Here is a 20,397-nt window from a genome sequence, read left to right as displayed (position 1 = left end):
CGCGCCGGGCCCCAGCGTCGCCGCGCCGCATCCTCCAAGCCGAAGCGCGCCAGCGGCGCGACCGCGCGCGCCCAGGGGCGCCGCTCGTCCGGAAAAGCGAAGCCGGACACAAAAAGGCAGGGCAAGAGGGCCACAGCCGCGACTGAGAGGGCGGCCCGCGCGCCGAAGCGGGCACAGCGGCGGCCCGGCTTCCGGCGCATCTTCAAACTTCAGGATTAACGGTATGAAGAGCAAGGCACCATCAACGCCGCCGGAGAGCGATCCTCCGAGCAACGACCCCATCAAATTATGGCGCCGCTTGTCAGGGCCGACCACGCTCAAGCACGTGGCGTTGATGGAGAAGCTGAAGGCTCACTACGTTACGACGAGCCGTGACGATGATCTCGCCCAGAAGATCGATCTCATGATCATGGACAACATGGAGCGGCGAGACCTATCCCGTCCCGAAGGTGTCGACAACCGCGGCGAAGGCAGCGCGATCGCCATCATCGCCCCGAGCGGCGCGGGCAAGACGAAAGCGATGCAGCACTTCCTGAAGGACAACCCCTACTTCCCGAACTACCGGAATCCCAAAGGGGGTTGCCCCCTCATCACCATCCAAACCCGCGCGCCGGCGACCTTGGGTCAGCTCGGATTGGCAACTGTGCATGCCTGCGGGTATCGAACGAAAACGCACCTACCCGAAAACGAGGCCTGGGCCCTCGCCCGCTTCCAGATGCAGCATCAGAACATTCTCGTTCCCCACTTCGAGGAAGCGCAGCGGATCATCAAACAGAAGAACCGCCTCGAACGCAGCAAGATCGTCGAGACGTTCGCGGGTCTGATGACGGATCTCGACTGGCCTGTGAATCCTATTATTTCGGGACTGCGGGAATTGAGGAGGCTCTTCGACGACGACTTCCTGGACGAGCCCACTCCGGAGGCTCGGGAATCGCATACCACGTTGACGCGACGTACCAGGTTCGTCGAGTTCCATCCGATTGATCCGAAGCACGACCGTAAGGATCTCGACCGCGGACTGGGCGAGTATGAAAAGCTCGCCGGCGTCTCGCTGAAGGCCGCCAAGGAAACCGAAATGCGCGCACGCATCTGCCACGGTGCCGCGCGTCAGTTCGGGCTGTTCTTCGAACTCACGGTCCTGGCTATCGGCGTCTGCGTCTTGTCAGGCCGAAAGGTTGTCACCCAGCAAGACTATGCGGACGGCTATGCGGCCAGGACGTTACAGCCGGTGGAGCTCAACGTGTTCGTATCCGACTACTGGCAGGACATCGACACCAGCATCATTCAGCATCGTCCCAAGGAGGAGGACGACGAAGACGAGCCTAAGACGAAAAAGGGGAAGCCGCGCAGGTCTGATCCATGACCGTTCCCAAGCTTCGCCTCACCGTGCCATTCCGCGCCGACGAGACGCCGATGAGTTACGCGTCACGGCTGGCCGCATGCAACGGCATCCGAGCTGATCCTTTCTGCAAACACTTCGAGATCCGCCTCGTCGACGTGGCCGACGGTGACGAGAGAAACCTCCGCACGCTTGCGGCCCTCGGCGGTATCAAGACGGATCTCCTGCTCGACAACGCTTTTGCCAAGTCTGGCCCGCTCCAATGGACGTTCCGCGGGGAGCCCCTGGACCGGACAGTCCTTCGGCGTACCCGGCTCGCGATCTGTCCCGCCTGCGCGCTCGCCGACATCGAAGCAAACCCACGGCTGCTGCCGCAGGCAGCTATGTACGGGCGGGCCACCTGGCTGCTGGACGTCGTACATCTCTGCCCCCTCCACCGCATTCCGCTGGCTTACGCCGACGACGCCGCCGAAGCCAAGCTGCGGCATGACTTTGCCCAACACGCAAAGCTGCTGCTCCCGCGGCTTGCCAAACTGGCGAATGTGCCGCCGAGAAAACCCAGTCCGCTTCAGACCTACGTGCTGCGGCGGCTTGATGGCGTGAAAGGCGCGGCGCTTCCGGATTCGATGCGCATCGCGCCCCTCGTCCGCCTCTGCGAAACGGCGGGCGCCGTGGCGCTGTTTCCGGAGCTTGATAGCAAACAGCTCACCGAAGACCAGCGGGGAGCCGCCGGGGCCATGGGGTACAACTCTCTGGCCGGCGGCGCCGCCACTTTTCGTTCGATGCTGGCGCAGCTCAAAAGCTCCGTCCATGGCCGCTCCAGGCTCGATGGTCCTACCGCCGCCTTCGGCAAACTCTACTGGCTGCTTAGCCGAACCTTGGACGATCCGGACCTCGATGGCGTCCGCGCGATCATGCGCGACTACGTGATGGAGAATTTCGCTATCGAAGGCGGCCAGTCCATCCTGGGCCGGCCGATGGAAAAGCGTCGTCTCCACTCCATCCAAACCCTGGCCCGTCATACCTCGGTACATCCGAAAGTGCTGCGCAGGCATTTACGTGGCGCGGGCCTCGTCACCGACGCGCAGATGGACCTATCCGACCATAACGTGCTGTTCGACGCCGATGCAGGGCTCGCGGTCGCGGCGCCGCTGGCAGACGCCCTGTCCGCTTCTGAAGCGATGGAGCATCTGAACGCGCCGCGCAGTCAGATGGCGGTGCTGATCCAGCATGGTTTCGTGCAGCCCCGGCATCGCGCTGCGGCTGCCGGCGGGCAAGACCGGTACGCCGTCTCCGATCTCGACGCGTTTCTCATCAAATTGGGCGTCAATTCGCGAAGGATTTCGAAGCACAGGCATCTTCGAAATATCCCCGAGACGGCCAAACAGTGTTGCCGGTCAGCGGCCGAGGTCATCAGATTGATCCTCGATGGCCGACTCGATACCAGAACGTCGGCCGACGCCCGCGGCTACCTCGGCATACTCGTCAATCCTAACCAGGCGATGACGGCGCTACGGGGGGCGGACAATGGCGGAAGGCCACTCCGCCAAGCGGCTCGCCAGATCGGCATTTCCGAGGCCTCGCTCTGCGCCTTGATCGAGCAGGCTCACGTCGTCACCCTGATCGCCCCCAATCCCGTGAACAAATCCCCGCAAAGGCTCGTCCCCGCCGACGAGATCGAGCGCTTTCGGGGCGAATATGTTTCGCTGTGGCGGCTGTCTAACGAGCATGGCGTCCATATCGGGACGATGAGGGCAAAGCTCGATCAGGCCGGTGTCGTACCGGCGTTCGAGCGGGTCTTCGCCAGATTGTATCGAATCGCGGAATTGGCCGTAAAAGGGTTCCGCGTACCCGCGCAGAGGCCGCTTGGGCAGGCGAGTTCCTCGAAGCCGAATACGTCCGGTCGGCGGAAAGGCCTATAGGAACGCGTCGGGCGCAGCAATGCGCCCTCTGTGACGCACAAGATGGCTCAGCAAGCCCCTGACGGCGTTTCTGCCGACGAGGCCCCCCACTCACTCGCTGCAAGTCTGTCTCTGGCTGGTTCAGCGCCGGTACTGCTCGTCGCTCACCTTTTCCATCCAGTCGACGGTCTTCCCGTCTAAGGATTCGGCGATGGCGATGTGCGTCATCGCGCTCGTCGGCGTGGCGCCATGCCAGTGCTTTTCGCCCGGTGCGAACCAGACGATGTCGCCAGGCCGGATCTCCTCGATCGGGCCTCCCTCGCGCTGCACCCAGCCTGAGCCGAATGTGACGATCAGGGTCTGACCGAGCGGATGGGTGTGCCAGGCGGTGCGGGCGCCGGGCTCGAAGGTGACGGTCGCGCCGCCCACCCGCGCGGGCGCGCTCGCGGAAAACCGCGCATCGATCCGGACGGCTCCGGTGAAATATTCGGCCGGCCCCTTTTCCGACGGCTGAGAGCCGCTTCGCTTGATGTCCATTGTCTGGATGCCTCCCGATGTCGGAACGAGTTTCGTTTCCGCGGCGATGGCGGATCCCGCCGCCGCAGCGACCAGGCCACCCGCCCCGGCCAAGATCTGTCTCCGCGTACTTGCAGTCACCGCTCGCCGCTCATCCGACGGCCGGAAGCTTCGCGATCAGCTTGTCCAGCGTGACCGGATAGTCCCGCACCCTCACGCCCGTGGCGTTGTAGACCGCGTTGGCGACCGCGGCCGCCACGCCGCAGATGCCGAGCTCGGCCACGCCCTTTGCCTTCATCGGCGAGGACATGGGATCGGTCTCGTCCAGGAAGATCATGTCCTGGTGCGGTATGTCCGCGTGGACGGGCACCTCGTAGCTCGCCAGGTCGTGGTTGACGAAGAAGCCCACGCGCTTGTCGACGACGAGTTCCTCCATCAACGCTGCGCCCACTCCCATGGTCATCGCGCCGATCACCTGGCTACGGGCGGTCTTGGGATTGAGGATGCGGCCGGCGGCGCAGACCGCGAGCATCCGGCGGACCCGGATCTCGGCCGTCGCCGCATCGACGACTACCTCCACGAAGTGAGCACCGAAGGTCGACTGCTGGAATTTCTTGTCCAGATCGCCGTACTCGATGGCGTCCTCGGCGCTGAGGCTGCCGTCGCGCGCCGCATCGGCGAGCGGGACGGCGCGGTTGCCCGCGCGGACCTCGCCGTCGGAGAACGCGGCTTCGGCCGAATTGAAGCCGAGCTTCTGGGCGACCATCTCGCGCAGCTTCACGCAAGCGGCGTAGACGCCGGCGGTCGAATTGTTGCCGCCCCATTGACCTCCGGATCCGGACGATATCGGAAAACTGGAATCGCCAAGGCGGACAGCGACCTTCTGCAGAGGCACGCCCATCATCTCGGCGGCGGTCTGCCCGATGATCGTGTAGCTGCCGGTGCCGATGTCCGTCATGTCGGTCTCGACAGTCACGGTCCCGTCGGTCTCAAGCCGCACGCGGGCGGCGGACTTCGTCAACTGGTTGTTGCGGAACGCGGACGCGACGCCGATTCCCACCAGCCAGCGCCCATCGCGGACCTGGCCGGGCTGCGCTATCCGCTTGTCCCAGCCGAAGCGCTCGGCGCCCGTGCGGAAGCATTGGACCAGTTGCCGCTGCGAAAACGGCTTGTCCTTTGACGGGCTCTGCGCCTCGCGATTGTTGATGGCTTGGGGATCCTGAGATGGAGGCTTCGAGGCGACGTCGGGCACGACCTGGGTGTCGTTGAGGATCCGGAATTCGATCGGGTCCATCCCAAGCCGCTCAGCCATCTCGTCCATTGCGATTTCAAGCGCCATCATGCCGGTCGCCTCGCCCGGAGCCCGCATCGCGTTGCTCTCCGGCAGATCAAGCGCGGCGAGGCGCGTGGCGGTCATCCGGTCGGCGCCGGCATAGAGCATTCGGGTTTGACTGACCGCGCCGTCAGGTTTGCCGCCCGTCAGGTCGCCCGACCAACTTTCATGACCGACCGCCGTGATCTTGCCGTCCCGGGTCGTGCCGATCCGGATTCGCTGAATCGTCGCCGGGCGATGCGTCGTGTTGTTGATGACCAGCGCACGCTGCAGCGTCACTTTGACCGGTCGTCCCGCAGCTCTCGCTCCCAACGCGGCCAGAATGGCGTCAGACCGGACGAAGAGTTTCGCTCCGAAGCCGCCGCCGACGAAGGGCGAGATCAGCCGTACATTCTCCTTCGGCATGTTCAAAGTCTTAGCGACCTCGCCGACACCCCAGGCGATCATCTGGTTGGACGTCCAGATGGTCAGCTTGTCGCCGTCCCATGCCGCCGTGGAGGCATGAGGCTCCATCATCGCGTGGGATTCGTCCGGCGTGGTGTAGGTCTCGTCGAGCTGGACCGGCGCAGCCGCGAACGCAGAGCCGAAGTTGCCGACCGCGGTGTCGGGCGGGCCTGCCGTGATGCCGGCCGGCTTCGCCGTGTCCATTCCGCCGCGCAGGTCGAACGAACCTTGCTCCCGATCGTAGTCGACCCGCAGCATCTGTCCGGCGTCCCGGGCCTGCTCGAACGTTTCCGCGACCACCACTGCGATCGCCTGGTGATAGTGCTGGATCTCCGGACCGCCGAGAAGCTTCGCGGTGTTGAGCCGGCCCTTCTCCAACTTGCCGGCATTCTCGGCGGTGACGATGGCGAGAACGCCGAGCGCTGCCTTTGCCGCAGCGACATCGATCGACTTGATGCGTCCCTTCGCGATGGCGGAGCCGACCACGTACCCGTACGCGGCATTCGGAACCGCGTCGTGCCGTTCGTAGGCGTAGCGTGCCGTCCCGGTGGTTTTCAGCGGACCGTCGATCCGGTCGACGGGTTGACCAACCACCTTGAGCTGGTCGATCGGGTTCGTGGTGGCGGGAGCGTCGAACTTCATGGCTCAGCCTTTCGCCTCGGCCAGCACGGCGCCAAGCGTGCGCTCGACGACGGCTACCTTAAATGCGTTCTGTTCTGTTGGTTTCGCGCCGGCCAGCAGTTCCGCAGTCACGGCCTTCGCACCTTGAGGCATCTTCTGTTCCGCCGCTTCCACGCGCCACGGCTTGTGGGCGACGCCGCCGAGGGCCACGCGTCCGCTACCGTCCCGCTGCACGACGGCGGCTACCGACACCAGCGCGAAGGCGAACGAGGCGCGGTCGCGTACCTTGCGGTAGAAATGGGCGCCGCCGAGGGGTTTCGGCAGGGTGACCGAGGTGATGAGCTCGCCCGCGCCGAGCGCGGTCTCGACCTGGGGCGTGTCGCCGGGCAGACGGTGGAAGTCGGCGATAGGAATGCTTCTCACCGCACCATCGGCGCGCACGGTCTCGACCTTAGCATCGAGGAGACGCATCGCGACCGCCATGTCGCTCGGATGCACCGCGATGCAGGCGTCGCTCGCGCCCACGATGGCGTGCGAGCGGTTGAAGCCCTGCAGCGCTCCGCATCCACTTCCGGGCTGGCGTTTGTTGCACGGCTGATTGGTGTCGTAGAAATACGGGCAGCGGGTGCGCTGGAGAAGATTGCCGGCCGTTGTGGCCTGGTTGCGCAGTTGACCGTTGGCACCGGCGACCAGCGCGCGCGAGAGCACGGCGAAGTCCTTCCGGACCCGCTTGTCGGAGGCCAGATCGGTGTTGCGCACCAGCGCCCCGATCCGGAGTCCGCCTTCCGCGGTTTCCTCGATCTTGTCGAGACCCAGTCCATTAACGTCGATCAGGTGCTTGGGCGTCTCGATCTGGAGCTTCATCAGGTCCAGAAGGTTCGTGCCGCCGGCAACGAACTTGGCGCCGTCCACGCGGCTTGCCGATGCCGCGGCTTGCGCTGGCGAATTCGCTCGTTCGTAGGTGAATGGTTTCATGCCTGCCTCCCTGCGACCTCGGTGATCGCCTCGGCGATGTTGGAATAGGCGCCGCAACGGCAGATGTTGCCGCTCATGCGTTCGCGGAGCTCGGCGTTCGTCAGTTCGATATCTGCGTTCAGATCGGCGGTGACGTGGCTGGGTATCCCCGCCTTGACTTCGTTCAGCATCGCCACCGCGGAGCAGATCTGGCCCGGCGTGCAGTAGCCGCACTGATAACCGTCGTGCTTGACGAAGGCGGCCTGCATCGGGTGCAGGTTTTCAGGGGTGCCCAAGCCTTCGATCGTCGTGATGTCGTGGCCCTGGTGCATGACGGCCAAGGTCAAGCAGGAGGTAACCCTTCGGCCGCCGACGATCACCGTGCAGGCGCCGCACTGCCCCTGGTCGCAGCCCTTCTTAGAGCCCGTGAGATGCAGGTGCTCGCGCAGCGCGTCGAGAAGCGTCGTGCGGGCGTCGAGCTCGAGTTCGCGGGCGGCTCCGTTGACGGTGAACGAAACCTTGGAAAGCGACGGCGTGCCGGCGGCGAGTGTTTGTGCGAGTGGCGCTTGGGCCTCTGCTCTGCCGGCGGTAGCGCCAAGCGCCACGCTGGCGGCGGTGCCCATAAGAAGTTTCCGCCGGGATAGTTCGAACGCGGAGCTCTTCGACATCGATGCGATTCCATCAGATAGGAGGACGGGACGACTAACGCGGGCGAGGCCGATTGTTCCCTAATCTTGCGTCACGATACCGGGACAAAAGGCGAGTTCCGCACGCGGGTGAAATGAGACCTTCAATTCCGCGGCTTGCCGAAGACTTCTCGGGCGATGGCCACTGCGGCAACGGCGTTCGGCCAGCCAGAATAGAAAGCCAAGTGCGTGATCGTCTCGACCAACTCCTCTTCCGAAAGCCCGTTGTCCCGAGCCAAGGCGAGGTGCGAGCGAAGCTGATCCGTTCGGTTGAGTGCGATCAGCGCGCTCACAGTGACCAGGCTGCGGTCCCTTTTCGACAATTGCGGACGCTCCCACACGTCGCCGAACAGCACCCCGTCGGTAAGTTCAGCGAGCTTGGGCGCGATGTCCCCCATCAGACGCTGTGCTCGGGTTTGTGCCGCAGACGCACCGGTTGACTTGTCTTGCGCGCGTGCTGTCCCGAGGCCGGCGAATGCGGCGACGGCAACGGTTAGAAGGCCCGCGACAACAGCTTTCATGATCGTCTCCTTCATAGTTACGATGGCGACCGACCGCGTCAGAGCTCCTGCCGGGTTGGCCGGAACAGGATTTCGTTGATGTCGACCTCGTCCGGTTGGCTGATTGCAAACGCGACCATCTCCGCGAACGACGAAGCTGGGATCGCATACTTCTCATAGTAGTCGCGGATGCCTTCGGCGACGTCGGGCTCCGTGATGCTGGCGGGGAGTTCGGTCGCGATCGCGCCCGGCGAAATGATGGTGCTCCGGATGTTGTAAGGCTTCACTTCTTGCCGCAGGCCCTCGGAGATCACGCGTACGGCATGTTTCGTCGCAGCATAGACCGCGCTGCCGGGGCGCACGAAATGCCCGGCGACCGAGGACACATTGATGATGTGGCCGGCTTTTTGCTCCTTCATGTGCGGCAGCGCCGCCGCGATCCCGTAAAGGACTCCCCTCATGTTCACGTCGATCATGCGATCCCAATCCTCGATCTTGCCGCGCTCCAGAGGCGAGTGGGGCATCAGACCGGCGTTGTTGAGCAGCACGTCGATACGACCATGCGACTGGACGGCCTGCTCGACGAGTGCTTGAACCTGCTCGGCCTTCGTAACGTCGGTGGCGACCACCGCGCGGTCGCCCAGCGACAGTTCGCGGGCTAACGCGTTCAGCCTGTCGATCCGCCGTGCGCCGAGAACCAGCTTGGCCCCGCGCTCTGCCAGATGCCGCGCGGACGCTTCGCCCAGACCGCTGCTCGCGCCGGTGATGACGATGACCTTCCCTTCGATGCCTTTTGTCATGTGAGTGCTCTTCAGTGTGTGAGTGCTTGTTGGGATAGAGCGGGCTGAGGCAGCCGCGTCGAGCGGCAAGGCCGTCTGCCTTAGCTCAGCTTCGCGGCGGTGGTGCTTCAACACCTGAAAAGACCTGGACGGCGTCCGGAAGACGGGCTCCCTGGATTTCGATGGCCGCGACAGACGCATCGAGCTCCGCAAGTTCTGAGGGCGTGAAGCCGACCGCCACCGCGCCCACGTTCTCAAGCATATGCGGCATCTGCGTCGTACCCGGGATTGGGACGATCCATGGCTTCTGCGCCATCAGCCAAGCCAGGGCGATTTGTGCGGGCGCGGCTTGCTTGCGTGCGGCCCATTTTTTCACCAGCTCCACAAGGCGCAGGTTGCGCGGCAGGTTTTCCGGCGAGAAGCGCGACTCGATCTTGCGGATGTCGCCGTCCGCGAACCGAGTGTTTGCGTCGATCGCGCCGGTGAGGAAGCCGACGCCTAGCGGGCTCCAGGGCACGAAGCCGATGCCAAGGCTTTCACAAAGCGGCAGCACTTCTCTTTCAGGTCCGCGCCACAGCATCGAGTATTCATTTTGCACGGCCGTGACAGGCAACGCTGCATGGGCTCTTCGCAGCGTGTTCAGTCCCATCTCGGAGAATCCCCAGTGCAGGACCTTGCCTTCCGCCATCAGATCCTTGACCGCGCCGGCGACATCCTCGATCGGCACCTGCGGATCCACCCGGTGCTGGTAGAGAAGATCGATGCGATCGGTTCGCAGGCGCTTGAGCATTCCCGCGACCGCGAGCCTGATATGATCAGGCCGACTGTTGAGCCCCGGCCTGCGCTCTCCGGTCTCGAGATCGATATTCCACCCGAACTTCGATGTGATCACGACCTTGTCGCGGAACGGCGCGATACCTTCTCCCAGGATTCGCTCGACTTCGTGGGGGCCGTACGCCTCTGCCGCATCGAAGAACGTGACGCCGCGGTCGAAGGCCGCGCGGATGATGTTGATCATCTCGGGCCGCGTCGGGATCGTCGTCTGATAGGTCCGGCTCATGTTCTGGACGCCGAGGCCCACGCTGGAGACGTCCAGCGCTCCGAGCTTGCGTCTTCCGATCGATGGAATTGCGATCGACGGACCAGGCTCGGCCGCTTGAGCCGAGGCCCGCGAGTGCAAACCGCCGAGCAGCGGCGCCGCCGCGACAGCTCCCGCCGCCGTCAGGAAGCTCCGACGTCCGAGTACGCCTTCGCGCTCTTTATCCATGTCCGTCCTTCTTTCCATCGTCACGCGACCGGCCCTCATGCCTCCGGGATTTGCTTGCCGTACTGTTCGAGGGTGATGCTGTCCGGATCCGGTCCGCCACGGATACCGGTGTCGAGCGTATCGATGGCGCCGACCTGATCTTTGGAAAGCTCGAAATCGAAGACGCCGAAATTCTCAGCGATGCGGGCGGGCTTGATCGACTTGGGGACCGCCGAGCGGCCGTGCTGAAGATGCCAACGCAGCATCACCTGAGCCGCCGACTTGCCGTGGTGCCGGCCGATTTCAAGCAGAATCGGGTCGTCGAACGTTCTCCTCTCGCCGCCCCTGTACGAGGTGATGCCGCCGATCGGCGACCAGGCCTGGGTGAGGATGCCATGCTCCCCATGCATGCGCGCAAGCGTCGTCTGCTGGAAGTACGGATGAAACTCGATCTGGTTCACGGCCGGTACGACGGACGTCTCCGCCAGCAGACGCGCCAGGTGCTCGGGCATGAAATTGCTGACCCCGATAGCGCGCACCTTGCCGTCGGCGAGCAGCTTTTCGAGCGCCCGGTAGGCATCAAGGGTCCGATCGAAAGCAGAAGGCAACGGCTGATGCAGCAGCAACAGGTCTATCTGCTCCACCCCCAGCTTGCGCGCGCTCTTCTCGAAGCCATGCAGCGTGGCGTCGTAGCCGTAATCGCTGATCCAGATCTTCGTCTCGATGAATACGTCGTCCCGTCCCAAACCGGACTGACGGACGCCTTCGCCGACTTCACGCTCATTGAAGTACGCGGCCGCCGTGTCGATGAGGCGGTATCCCACCCGCAGCGCTTCCGTGACTGCGGACGTCGTCGCATCCGGCGAGGTCTGGAAAACTCCGAGCCCGATGCTCGGCATAACGATGCCGTTGTTCAGGGTCTGCGTCGTCACATCGTTGGTCATGGATGCATCTCTTTCCTAACCTTGGGGGCTCGCCTCCGCCGTTGCTCAGCGCCCCGTGACAGCCAGCAGGTGCGGCGGATAGCGCTCCCCTTCGACCTGGATCGCAGCGGCGGCCTTCTGGATCTGGGCGAGATCGTCGGCACCGAGTTCGACTTCCGCAGCCTTCAGGTTCTCCTCAAGCCGATGAAGCTTGGTGGTGCCCGGAATCGGGACGATCCACGGCTTCTGCGCGAGCAGCCAGGCGAGCGCGATCTGCGCTGGCGTCGCCTTCTTGCGCTCGCCGATTTGCTTCAGGAGGTCTACCAGGGCCTGGTTGGCCTTCATCGCCTCGGGCGTGAAACGCGGAAGGATGCTGCGGAAGTCGCCTTCGGGAAGCTTCGTGTTCTCGTTCATCGCTCCGGTCAGGAAGCCCTTGCCGAGCGGGCTGTAGGGCACGAAGCCGATGCCAAGCTCCTCGCAAGCCTGCAAGATGCCATTGGTCTCCGGCCCCCTCGTCCAGAGCGAGTATTCGTTCTGGAGCGCCGCGACAGGCTGCACCGCATGCGCGCGGCGGACCGTCTGAGCCCCGGGCTCCGACAGGCCGAAATGCTTGACCTTGCCTTCCTTGATCAGGTCCTTGACGGCGCCGGCGACGTCCTCGATCGGAACGTCCGGATCAACGCGGTGCTGGTAGAACAGGTCGATGCGATCGGTCTTCAGGCGCTTGAGAGACCCCTCGGCGACCTGGCGAATGCGTTCCGGACGACTGTTCAGGCCCGACTGCTTACCGGTCGCCGGGTCGATGGCGAAGCCGAACTTGGTGGCGATCACGACCTTGTCTCGCACCGGAGCCAGCGCCTCGCCCACTAGTTCCTCGTTCGTGAAAGGTCCATAGATCTCGGCCGTATCGAAGAAAGTCACTCCGCGGTCGTGGGCGGCGCGGATCAGATTAACTGCGTCTTCCTTCCCGAGCGCGTACCCATAGCCGAAGTTCAGCCCCATGCATCCGAAGCCGATGGCCGATACTTCGAGACCGCTTTTTCCGAGTATGCGCTTCTTCATCTCGTTCTCCTTCGATCGCGAAGAGCGCCGCCAGCGCACGTCCCAACCCGTTCGGGCTAAACGGCTGGCGGTGAGAGACGCTCCTATCGAGGCGCCCCGTCCCCGCGACCTGAAGGTAGCTCGACGCATTTATTGCGATTAGATGCTAAGATGTGCATGCTTCTATGAGTGGAGTTCATGAATGCTGCGCGAGAACCTCAATGATTTCCTCGGCTTCCTTGCTGTCGCCAGGGAGCAAAACTTCACACGGGCGGCGGCAAAGCTCGGCGTCAGCCAGTCCGCTCTCAGCCACGCGATCCGCGGGCTCGAGGCTCGCCTTGGGGTGCGTCTGCTGGCCCGAACGACGCGCAGCGTGGCCACGACCCCCGCCGGAGAGCGTCTGCTACGGACGATCGGCCCGCGGTTCGACCAGATCGAAGCGGAACTCGCCGACCTAAGCGAGCTGAGGGACCGACCGGCAGGCATGATCCGGATCACGGCCGGGGAGCACTCCGCGGAGACCGTTCTGTGGCCGGCGTTGAAGAAGCTTCTGCCGACCTATCCCGACATCAAGGTCGAGCTGGTCGTCGACTACGGCCTCACCGACATCGTTGCCGAGCGATACGACGCGGGCGTGCGCCTCGGCGAACAGGTTGCGAAGGACATGATCGCCGTCCGCATCGGGCCCGACCTGCGGATGGCGGTGGTGGGCTCGCCTTCCTACTTCGCGCGGCGGCCGCTCCCAAAGAGGCCCCAGGATCTTACTGAGCATAACTGTATCAACATTCGGCTCCCGACCCTCGGCGGCATCTACGCGTGGGAATTCGAGAAGCGCGGTCGCGCGTTGAAGGTCCGTGTCGATGGCCAGTTGATCTTCACGAACCTGGCGCTGCGTCTCAACGCCGTCCGGGACGGACTCGGTCTGGCCTATATGACCGAGGATCAAGTGGAGGCCGACATCGCCAGCGGAAGGCTGATCCGCGTACTGGAGGATTGGTGCGCGCCGTTCGCCGGCTACCACCTCTATTATCCTAGCCGCCGGCAGCCCACGCCGGCATTCGCCGTGCTGGTCGAGGCCTTGCGGTATCGCACAAGGTGACAAACCGAGCCGCGCTTCTGTCTGCCGCGAGCTCGTTAGCGGCTCAATGCCCAAAGCCGTTCTCTGCGGTCAGTGAGCCGTGAACCCGCCGTCGACTGGTAGACCGATGCCGACTACAAAGCTCGCGGCCGGACTGCAGAGCCAAAGCACCGCTGCGGCGACCTCCTCAGGGCGGCCCAGCCGTCCGATCGACTGCTCCTTCATGATCTCGGCCATCGCCTCGGATTGACCGTGGAGCATGTCCGCGACCATCGGAGTGTCGATCGTCCCTGGACAAACCGCATTGATCCGGATTCCGCGCGGCGCATATTCCACACCAGCGCTCTTGGTCATGCCCAGCACGGCGTGCTTGGTGCCGTGATAGGCCGCCCGCTGCGGCAGGCCGACGAGTCCACCGAGCGACGAGCAATTCACGATCGCGCCCGAGCCCTGTTCACGCATGATTCTGAGCTCATGCTTCATGCAACTCCAGACACCGCGCTGGTTGACGGCGACGACCCGTTCGAACTGTTCGAACGGCTCGTCCGCCGCGTCGGATGGCGGGACTTGGATGCCAGTGTTGTTGAACGCCATATCGAGCCGCCCGTAGTCGGCAACCGTCCGATCGACTGCCGCCGCGACCTGGGCTTCGTCTGAGACATCGCATCTCAATCCGAGCGCCGAACCTCCGCCGCGGACGATCCGGGCCGACTCTTCCGCAGCCAAGTCGCCGTCGACATCGCAAAGGACGACGGAGGCCCCGCTCTCGGCGAACATACGCGCGGTCGTCAGCCCCATGCCCTTGGAAGCGCCTGTAACCAGCGCGATTTGGCCGGCGAAATCGTAGCGGGGATTCATCATGTTCTCCTATCGCTGCAGTCGCGACGCGGGCTCTAGCCCAAAGCGACGGTCACCGTCTTTTCCCGAACACCGGAAACTTCGAGTCCTCGCCGTAGTCGTCGTGTTCGGCTGCCTTGAGGGTCGCCATGTCCTCGGCAGTGATCTCGAAGTCGACGGCGATGTTGCTGCGCAGATGCTCGGGACGGGTGGTCTTCGGCAGCGGCAGGAGCCCGAGCTCCAGGCAGTAGCGAATGCAGAGCTGCGCAACCGAAACGCCGTATTTGGCAGCGAGCCCGGCCAACTGAGGGTTCTTCAGGACCGCGCCGTGCGCGACCGGAGAATAGGCCTCCACCAGCACGTCGCGGCTGCGGCAGTGGTCGATCAGGTCGAACGGCGTATTGCCGACGTGGGCCAAGATCTGGTTCACCACGGGCTTCACGGACGCGTTCTCGATGATGTTGTCGAGATCGGCCTGTTCGAAGTTGGAAACACCGATCGCGCGCAGCTTGCCGGCGACGTGGGCCTCTTCAAGCGCCCGCCACGCCTCCAGGTTGCCCTCGAAGTAGTGGTCGGCACCGCGAAACTCGGCCCAAGGCTGGGGGCTGTGGATGAGCATCAGATCGATGTGCCCGACGCTCAACGCAGCCAGCGAGCCGTCGATCAGCGTGCGGGCCTTGGAGTATGACTTGCAGCCCGCGTCGAGCTTCGTCGTGACGAAGAGTTCGTCGCGGGCTATTCCGCTGGCGCGCAGCCCTTCGCCGACACCACGCTCGTTGGCGTAGGCCTGGGCCGTGTCGATATGGCGGTAGCCGATCGCTATCGCCTGCTGAACGAGGCCGGCGGCATCGCCGTCCTCGATCATCCAAGTCCCGAATCCCAGTTTGGGAATTCGCACGCCGTTGGCAAGCGTGAAAGTTTCCGGAGCAATCATTGGTTCTCTCTCAACGTTGGGGCTCTGCGCCGGTCGGCGTCAGGCGAGGTCGATTCGATCACTTGCGATATTGTTCGTCGGTGACCTTCTCCATCCAGTCGACGTTCTTGCCCCCGACGGATTCCTGAACGGCGATGTGCGTCATGGCGGTGGTCGACGAGGCGCCATGCCAGTGCTTCAGTCCCGGCGGAAACCACACCACGTCGCCCGGGCGGACTTCTTCGACCGGACCGCCCTCACGTTGCACCCAACCTAGGCCGGCCGTGATGATCAGCGTCTGTCCGAGCGGATGCGTGTGCCAGGCGGTGCGGGCCCCGGGTTCGAACGTCACCTGGCCGGCACCTGTCCGTGCGGGCTCCGGCGCCGAGAAGAGCGGGTCGATGCGAACCGCTCCGGTGAACCATTCGCCCGAACCCTTCTGCGAGGGACGAGAGCCGTTGCGCTTGATGTCCATGTCCATGGAGACCTCCTTTGCAGGCTCGATGGCCTGCGCTGATTTGAAGTTCAAACTGATTAGAGTGGCCGCGCCGCCGGCGACGAGCACGTTTCTGCGCGTGATCATCGAGCTTCCTTTCAGCGCGGGTCGTATCCGGGTTTCTTGAAGATGGTCTCGGGCTTGTCGACGATGTCTGGCCCGTAGACGCGGCTCGCCCAATCCTTCGGTTCGACGTCTTCGATACCGACCGATACGGACTCCTGACCGTAACCCAGCGTATCCATCACCGCCTTCGTGATGGCCTCGGCGAGGACCGCCTTCTGCTGCTTCGACTTCCCGGAAAATAGCTTCACCACGACGTGGGGCATGGCTCCCTCCTTTCAGGATCAGTTGGCCTTCGTCATGCGATCCAAGGTGAAGACGAAGTCCTGGGCCGATTGGGACTTGTGACAGGAGAAGCAACGCCCGACGTTCTCGGTCTCGTTCACCGTCTTGTCGGCGTTGAACGCCTGGAATTCCCATTCCCCGTTGCGCTGCTCGGGCGGATACTCCGCGCCCCAGCCCGCCCGCTTTTCCAAGACGATGTAGCGGAACAGCTTGCCATCCCGATAATCCTCCATCGTGATGACCGTTCCACTCGGAAGAGGCTGCCCCTTCCTGGCCGCTTCGATCGCAGCGCGCGTTGCGAAGATCTCTTCGCGGATGCCGCCCCTCGTCACGGTCGCGTAGTGCGCGTCGTCGCTGGCATAGCGTTGGGGAAACTTCACTAGATCGCGCGAGGCCCGAGCCTGCGATGCGACCGCCGCTGCCGCGGCGAAGCCCAGAACGACAATCAGCTTCCTGGTCTTCTGGATCTTCATCGCGCTCTTCCTCACTTGGACCGCTTCTCGATGACGTCCTTGATTACCTGTGCCGCCGAGAATGCGTTGGGCCAGCCGGCGTAGAAGGCGAGATGGCCCAGCACCTCGCCGGCCTCTTCCTTCGTCAGCCCGTTGTCCATCGCGCGGTTCAGGTGATAGGTGATCTGCGCGACCTGACCGGTGGCGATGAGGGCGCTAACGGTGACGAGGCTGCGGTCTCGCGGAGCCAGCGCCGGCCTGAGCCAGAGATCCCGGAACAGCGCGTCGGTCGTGTACTGGACGAGGCTCGGCGTGATCTGGCCGAACTGCTCTCCCACACGGGTGGCCCGTTGCTTCTCCGCCGCCTCGTTGAGCGGAAGCTGCGGTTCCGAGAGCGGCGGAAGCTGGTCGCGTCCGATGTTGCGGCTCTTGAAGACATCCCGCGCTGCGGGGATCGCATCCATCGCGTTCGCCCAGCCGGTGTAGAATGCCAGGTGCGTGATGATCTCCGATATCTCGGACGGCTTCACGCCGTTGTCGAGCGCGAGTGCCAGGTAGTGACGCAGTTCGATGGTCTGGTCGCGTGCGATCAGGGCGGCGACCGTGACGATGCCGCGGTCGCGGCGCGAGAGGCCCGGCCGCTTCCACAGGTCCTCGACGACGAACTTCTGCGCGTAGCCTTCGAGTGCGGGCGCGACGGCGTGGATGTCTTCTGGCTTCACCATGGCATTTGCTCCTCCGACGGGCGTCTGTGCGGCGGCCGCGCCGGCGAACAGACAGAACGAAAACAATGTCGCTGCGAACGTCTTCATTGTTGGGCTCCTTCCAGAGTTATCGGGTGCGCGATCAGCCACCAGGCGACGAGCGAAGCGCACAGCACGGTCGCCGAACTGACGAGAAACAGGGCGTTCAGCCTCGACCCGGCGGCGATCAGACCAAGCGCAGGACTGGCGAGGCCTTGAGCGAGATCGAGGAAGGCGGTGTAGGCGCCCATCGCGAGACCCCGGCTCTGTGCCGGGACGCGGCGGACGGCTTCGACGCCGAAGCCCGGGTAGACCAGCGAGAAGCCGAAGCCGGTAAGGGCCGAGCCGGCGAGCGCCATCTCAGGGCGGACGGCGAGCCAGATCAGCGCCTGGCCGGCGGCTTCGACGGCGGCACAGACCAGCGCAACCTTCGCGCCGCCGATCCTGTCGGCCAGATGACTGAAGAACAGTCGTGCGAGAATGAAGGCGACCGCGTAAGCGGTGTACGCCGCCCACCCGTTAGCCCACCCCCTCGCCGCGAATAGCAGAACGACGAATGTGGTCACGGCGCCGAAGCCAACGCTGCCCAGCGCGGAGCCCAGTCCGGGCACCCAAACGGCACCGACCACTTCGACGAACGAGGCCCGCACGTGCTTCACCGGCGCGACGGCCGGCAGAAGAGCGACGAGAGGCAGCACGGCGAGCGGCGCCAAAGTGGTCGCGAGCGAGATCGCGGCGAACCCGTAGCCGGCATAGAGCGCCGAGCCGGCGGGAGCACCGATCGCGAAGGCAGCGAACATCGCCGACCCGACCCATGCGATCACCTTGCCGGTGTTGCTCGAATGGGCGAGCGCGAGGCCCCAGCTCACGGCCGCGGTGATGATGAAGCTCTCCCCTCCACCGAGCAGCGCGCGCCCCGCGAGCAGGACCACCACCGAGATCAGCGGAGATCCGCTCAGAGCGTGGGACAGCAGGTAGAGCAGCCCGGCGACAGCGGCGCCGAGCAGACCGACGATCACCCCTCGCTTCGCTCCGCGCGCATCGGAGAAGTGGCCGGCCAAAGGGCGGGAGATCAACGACGCGGCGAATTGGCTGCCTGCGACCAGGCCCACCACGAACGGGCCGAAACCCAGTCCGTCGTGCACGTGAAGAGGCAGGACGGGCATGGCCACGCCAATGACAAGAAAGCCGACGAACACCACGCCCATGATGGGAAGCAACGTGGCCGTGATGCTTGGGGCCGGAAAGGATTCTTGCATGGTCGTGACAGACATCCTCAGAGCTCCTGCCCGGTGTCCCTCTGTCATGGTTCCCGGCCTTTCGTTCTGGGCTTTGCCTGCCCGATCGCTGACCCGAAGCTAGGCCTTCCCCGCCCCCCTGATTAGGTGATAGATTTCGAATGCAGTCAGTAGTTGGACTTATCAATGGAACGGGACGACGCCAGCGATCTTCTCGCCTTCCTGGCGGTGGCGCGGGAACGCAGTTTCACGCGTGCCGCGGCCAAGCTCGGAATGACCCAGTCAGGGCTCTCTCAAATCATCCGCAATCTCGAGGAACGGCTCGGCGTGCGGTTGTTGAACCGGACGACGCGCAGCGTCACGCCGACGCAGGCCGGCGAACGCCTGTTCCAGAGCATCGGGCCCAAGTTCTCCGAGATGGACGCCGATCTCGCGGCGCTCAGCGAACTCCGCGAAAAGCCGGCCGGAACGGTGCGCGTCACGGCAGGAGAGTATGCGGCGAGTGCTATTCTCTTTCCCGCGCTGTCTCGGCTTCTGCCCCAGTATCCGGACGTAAAGGTTGAGGTGATCATCGACTACGGGCTCACCAACATCGTGGCGCAGCAGGTCGATGCCGGCATCCGCCCCGGCGAACTCGTCGCCAAGGACATGATCGCCGTGCGCATCAGCCCCGATCTGCGGATGGCCGTGGTCGGCTCGCCATCCTACTTCACCGATCGCAAGCGGCCGAAGACGCCGCAAGATCTGACCCAGCACAACTGTCTCAACCTACGCTTGCCCACGCACGGCGGCAGCCTCTACGCTTGGGAGTTCGAAAAGAACGGACGCGAGCTCAACGTGCGGGTCGACGGACAGTTGGTGTTCAACAGCGCCGGCCTTCTCCTGGACGGCGCGCTGAAGGGTCTGGGTCTCGCCTACCTCACCGAGGGACATGTTCAGCCGTACATATCGGAAGGTCGGCTCGTTCGCGTGCTGGCAGATTGGTGTCCGCCGTTCTCGGGGTACCACCTCTACTATCCCAGCCGGCGGCAACCCTCGCCCGCCTTCTCACTCCTGGTCAACGCGCTGCGGTACAAGGGGCGCTGACAACTTCGAGCGAGAGCCCGCGGTCCGTTACTTTGCTCGTTGGTGCTGGAATCAACGGAAAAATACCGAGAAATTTGAACCGGTACGCGCTCGACCACCGTTGAGAATGCGAGTCCAGATTTCCGCTCGCGGGCCGACTATGGTGAGAATAGCGGGCTACTTCGAGAAAAGCGCCTTTTCAAACCCTATAAAACAAGGGGTCCGGATATTGGATCGCGGGCTTTCTTTGGTGAAAGCGAGAGACGACGATTGTCATGCCCGGGCTTGACCCGGGCATCCACGAAGGGCGGCCGAGAGGCCGCCCTTTTTCCATTTATTTACAGCCAGGTTGTCGAATCTGCAGACCGGGCTCGCCAGCTTGCGCTGGTGCCATCGTCATCGGATTTGTGCTAGAGTTCTGCTAGTTTCCATCGGCGGAAGAGTATCGACCATGCCCCCGAAAGAAACTTATTCCGTCCTCGAGAGAGCGAAGCACGGAGCGCTAATAGATCGGTGTGGCCGGACTGTTTTCTACATTGCCTTGTGGATTGCGGCTGTGTGCTCCGTCCTTCCAATTCCGTCGGCGTTCTTTCCGCGCGAATATTGGTTGATCACCGCTTTGGCTCTCCCATTCGGGTTATTGCTACACGCATGGGCTATTTCGAGTGGCTCAAGCGGCGGTTTCTCTAGGCCCCACTCATCGCTTTTTCCAGCAAGACTACGTTTGTGTAGCTTGCGATCGCGCCGCAAAAGAGTTGTTTGCACTTTGGGGGGGCATCAGGTCCAGTCGTGTTGCATTTGAGATTTCGGTGACAGCGCACTTTACCCCCTGACCGTAGCTCGTAGTGAACTCAAGGTTCGCATCACAAGGGAGGGATCGACGAAGATGGCGAAGCGTACCACGATCTGTGTCGGGATCGATACCGGCAAAAGGAAGCTCGATG

General features: G+C 63.8%; 21 protein-coding genes. 4 read left to right on the top strand and 17 right to left on the bottom strand.

What is annotated here, in order from left to right:
* The first annotated feature begins 223 nt into the window (after positions 1-223).
* Both QQL28_RS44350 and QQL28_RS44345 read left to right on the top strand, forming a co-directional pair.
* Complete coding sequence (locus QQL28_RS44350; RefSeq protein ID WP_284276094.1) at positions 224-1,363, top strand: TniB family NTP-binding protein; 1,140 nt, start codon at positions 224-226, stop codon at positions 1,361-1,363.
* Positions 1,360-3,261: a TniQ family protein gene (locus QQL28_RS44345; RefSeq protein WP_284276092.1), complete on the top strand. Its 1,902-nt coding sequence runs from the start codon at positions 1,360-1,362 to the stop codon at positions 3,259-3,261. The genes QQL28_RS44350 and QQL28_RS44345 overlap by 4 nt, the downstream gene beginning before the upstream one ends.
* A 120-nt stretch (positions 3,262-3,381) precedes the next feature.
* Here the strand turns inward: QQL28_RS44345 and QQL28_RS44340 are convergent, their stop codons facing one another.
* From QQL28_RS44340 to QQL28_RS44300, 9 genes are all read right to left on the bottom strand, one after another.
* Positions 3,382-3,777, bottom strand: coding sequence for a (R)-mandelonitrile lyase (locus QQL28_RS44340; RefSeq protein WP_284276089.1), 396 nt, complete (start codon positions 3,775-3,777; stop codon positions 3,382-3,384).
* 130 nt (positions 3,778-3,907) lie between these two features.
* Positions 3,908-6,175 (bottom strand): xanthine dehydrogenase family protein molybdopterin-binding subunit, encoded by a 2,268-nt coding sequence (locus QQL28_RS44335; RefSeq protein WP_284276087.1) that lies wholly within the window; start codon positions 6,173-6,175, stop codon positions 3,908-3,910.
* 3 nt (positions 6,176-6,178) lie between these two features.
* On the bottom strand, positions 6,179-7,129 hold the full coding sequence (locus tag QQL28_RS44330) for an FAD binding domain-containing protein (RefSeq protein ID WP_284276085.1): 951 nt from the start codon (positions 7,127-7,129) through the stop codon (positions 6,179-6,181).
* Positions 7,126-7,776 carry an aldehyde dehydrogenase iron-sulfur subunit PaoA gene (gene paoA / locus QQL28_RS44325; RefSeq protein WP_284276083.1) on the bottom strand — a complete coding sequence of 217 codons (651 nt, stop codon included), beginning with the start codon at positions 7,774-7,776 and terminating at the stop codon, positions 7,126-7,128. The genes QQL28_RS44330 and paoA overlap by 4 nt, the downstream gene beginning before the upstream one ends.
* Positions 7,777-7,898: 122 nt before the next feature.
* Entirely contained in the window at positions 7,899-8,315 is a 417-nt protein-coding gene (locus QQL28_RS44320; RefSeq protein ID WP_284276081.1) for a carboxymuconolactone decarboxylase family protein, read from the bottom strand.
* A 38-nt stretch (positions 8,316-8,353) separates the two neighbouring features.
* Positions 8,354-9,094 carry an SDR family oxidoreductase gene (locus QQL28_RS44315; protein ID WP_284276098.1) on the bottom strand — a complete coding sequence of 247 codons (741 nt, stop codon included), beginning with the start codon at positions 9,092-9,094 and terminating at the stop codon, positions 8,354-8,356.
* A gap of 85 nt (positions 9,095-9,179) precedes the next feature.
* Positions 9,180-10,340 (bottom strand): aldo/keto reductase, encoded by a 1,161-nt coding sequence (locus QQL28_RS44310; protein WP_284276079.1) that lies wholly within the window; start codon positions 10,338-10,340, stop codon positions 9,180-9,182.
* Positions 10,341-10,375: 35 nt separating this feature from the next.
* On the bottom strand, positions 10,376-11,263 hold the full coding sequence (locus QQL28_RS44305) for an aldo/keto reductase (RefSeq protein WP_284276077.1): 888 nt from the start codon (positions 11,261-11,263) through the stop codon (positions 10,376-10,378).
* A 45-nt stretch (positions 11,264-11,308) separates the two neighbouring features.
* Complete coding sequence (locus QQL28_RS44300; protein WP_284276075.1) at positions 11,309-12,304, bottom strand: aldo/keto reductase; 996 nt, start codon at positions 12,302-12,304, stop codon at positions 11,309-11,311.
* A 181-nt stretch (positions 12,305-12,485) separates the two neighbouring features.
* On the opposite strand from QQL28_RS44300, the gene QQL28_RS44295 reads away from it, so the two are divergent.
* Positions 12,486-13,382, top strand: coding sequence for a LysR family transcriptional regulator (locus QQL28_RS44295; RefSeq protein WP_284276073.1), 897 nt, complete (start codon positions 12,486-12,488; stop codon positions 13,380-13,382).
* A gap of 69 nt (positions 13,383-13,451) precedes the next feature.
* Here the strand turns inward: QQL28_RS44295 and QQL28_RS44290 are convergent, their stop codons facing one another.
* From QQL28_RS44290 to QQL28_RS44260, 7 genes are all read right to left on the bottom strand, one after another.
* The gene (locus QQL28_RS44290; protein WP_284276071.1) at positions 13,452-14,219 is read right to left on the bottom strand and encodes a glucose 1-dehydrogenase; all 768 of its coding nucleotides are present in this window, start codon (positions 14,217-14,219) and stop codon (positions 13,452-13,454) included.
* Positions 14,220-14,271: 52 nt separating this feature from the next.
* The gene (locus tag QQL28_RS44285; protein WP_284276069.1) at positions 14,272-15,132 is read right to left on the bottom strand and encodes an aldo/keto reductase; all 861 of its coding nucleotides are present in this window, start codon (positions 15,130-15,132) and stop codon (positions 14,272-14,274) included.
* A gap of 58 nt (positions 15,133-15,190) precedes the next feature.
* Positions 15,191-15,586, bottom strand: coding sequence for a (R)-mandelonitrile lyase (locus tag QQL28_RS44280; RefSeq protein WP_284276096.1), 396 nt, complete (start codon positions 15,584-15,586; stop codon positions 15,191-15,193).
* 119 nt (positions 15,587-15,705) lie between these two features.
* The gene (locus QQL28_RS44275) at positions 15,706-15,936 is read right to left on the bottom strand and encodes a tautomerase family protein (protein ID WP_284276067.1); all 231 of its coding nucleotides are present in this window, start codon (positions 15,934-15,936) and stop codon (positions 15,706-15,708) included.
* Between the two features lie 18 nt (positions 15,937-15,954).
* The gene (locus tag QQL28_RS44270; RefSeq protein WP_284276065.1) at positions 15,955-16,428 is read right to left on the bottom strand and encodes a cytochrome P460 family protein; all 474 of its coding nucleotides are present in this window, start codon (positions 16,426-16,428) and stop codon (positions 15,955-15,957) included.
* An 11-nt stretch (positions 16,429-16,439) separates the two neighbouring features.
* Positions 16,440-17,219 carry a carboxymuconolactone decarboxylase family protein gene (locus QQL28_RS44265; RefSeq protein ID WP_284276063.1) on the bottom strand — a complete coding sequence of 260 codons (780 nt, stop codon included), beginning with the start codon at positions 17,217-17,219 and terminating at the stop codon, positions 16,440-16,442.
* The gene (locus QQL28_RS44260; protein ID WP_284276061.1) at positions 17,216-18,424 is read right to left on the bottom strand and encodes an arabinose transporter; all 1,209 of its coding nucleotides are present in this window, start codon (positions 18,422-18,424) and stop codon (positions 17,216-17,218) included. Before QQL28_RS44260 ends, QQL28_RS44265 begins: the two co-directional genes overlap by 4 nt.
* A 150-nt stretch (positions 18,425-18,574) precedes the next feature.
* Here QQL28_RS44260 and QQL28_RS44255 point away from each other — a divergent pair, with 150 nt between their 5' ends.
* Positions 18,575-19,474, top strand: a complete 900-nt coding sequence (locus QQL28_RS44255; protein ID WP_284276059.1) for a LysR family transcriptional regulator — start codon at positions 18,575-18,577, stop codon at positions 19,472-19,474.
* A 697-nt stretch (positions 19,475-20,171) separates the two neighbouring features.
* Here the strand turns inward: QQL28_RS44255 and QQL28_RS44250 are convergent.
* Positions 20,172-20,397, bottom strand: a 226-nt coding sequence (locus QQL28_RS44250; protein WP_284276057.1) for a hypothetical protein, incomplete at its 5' end; no start/stop codon positions are given.

This window comes from Bradyrhizobium iriomotense (assembly GCF_030160715.1).
Lineage (GTDB): Bacteria > Pseudomonadota > Alphaproteobacteria > Rhizobiales > Xanthobacteraceae > Bradyrhizobium > Bradyrhizobium iriomotense.
Note: the sequence above shows the minus strand (reverse complement) of the source record. Positions and strands in the feature narration are given on the sequence as shown.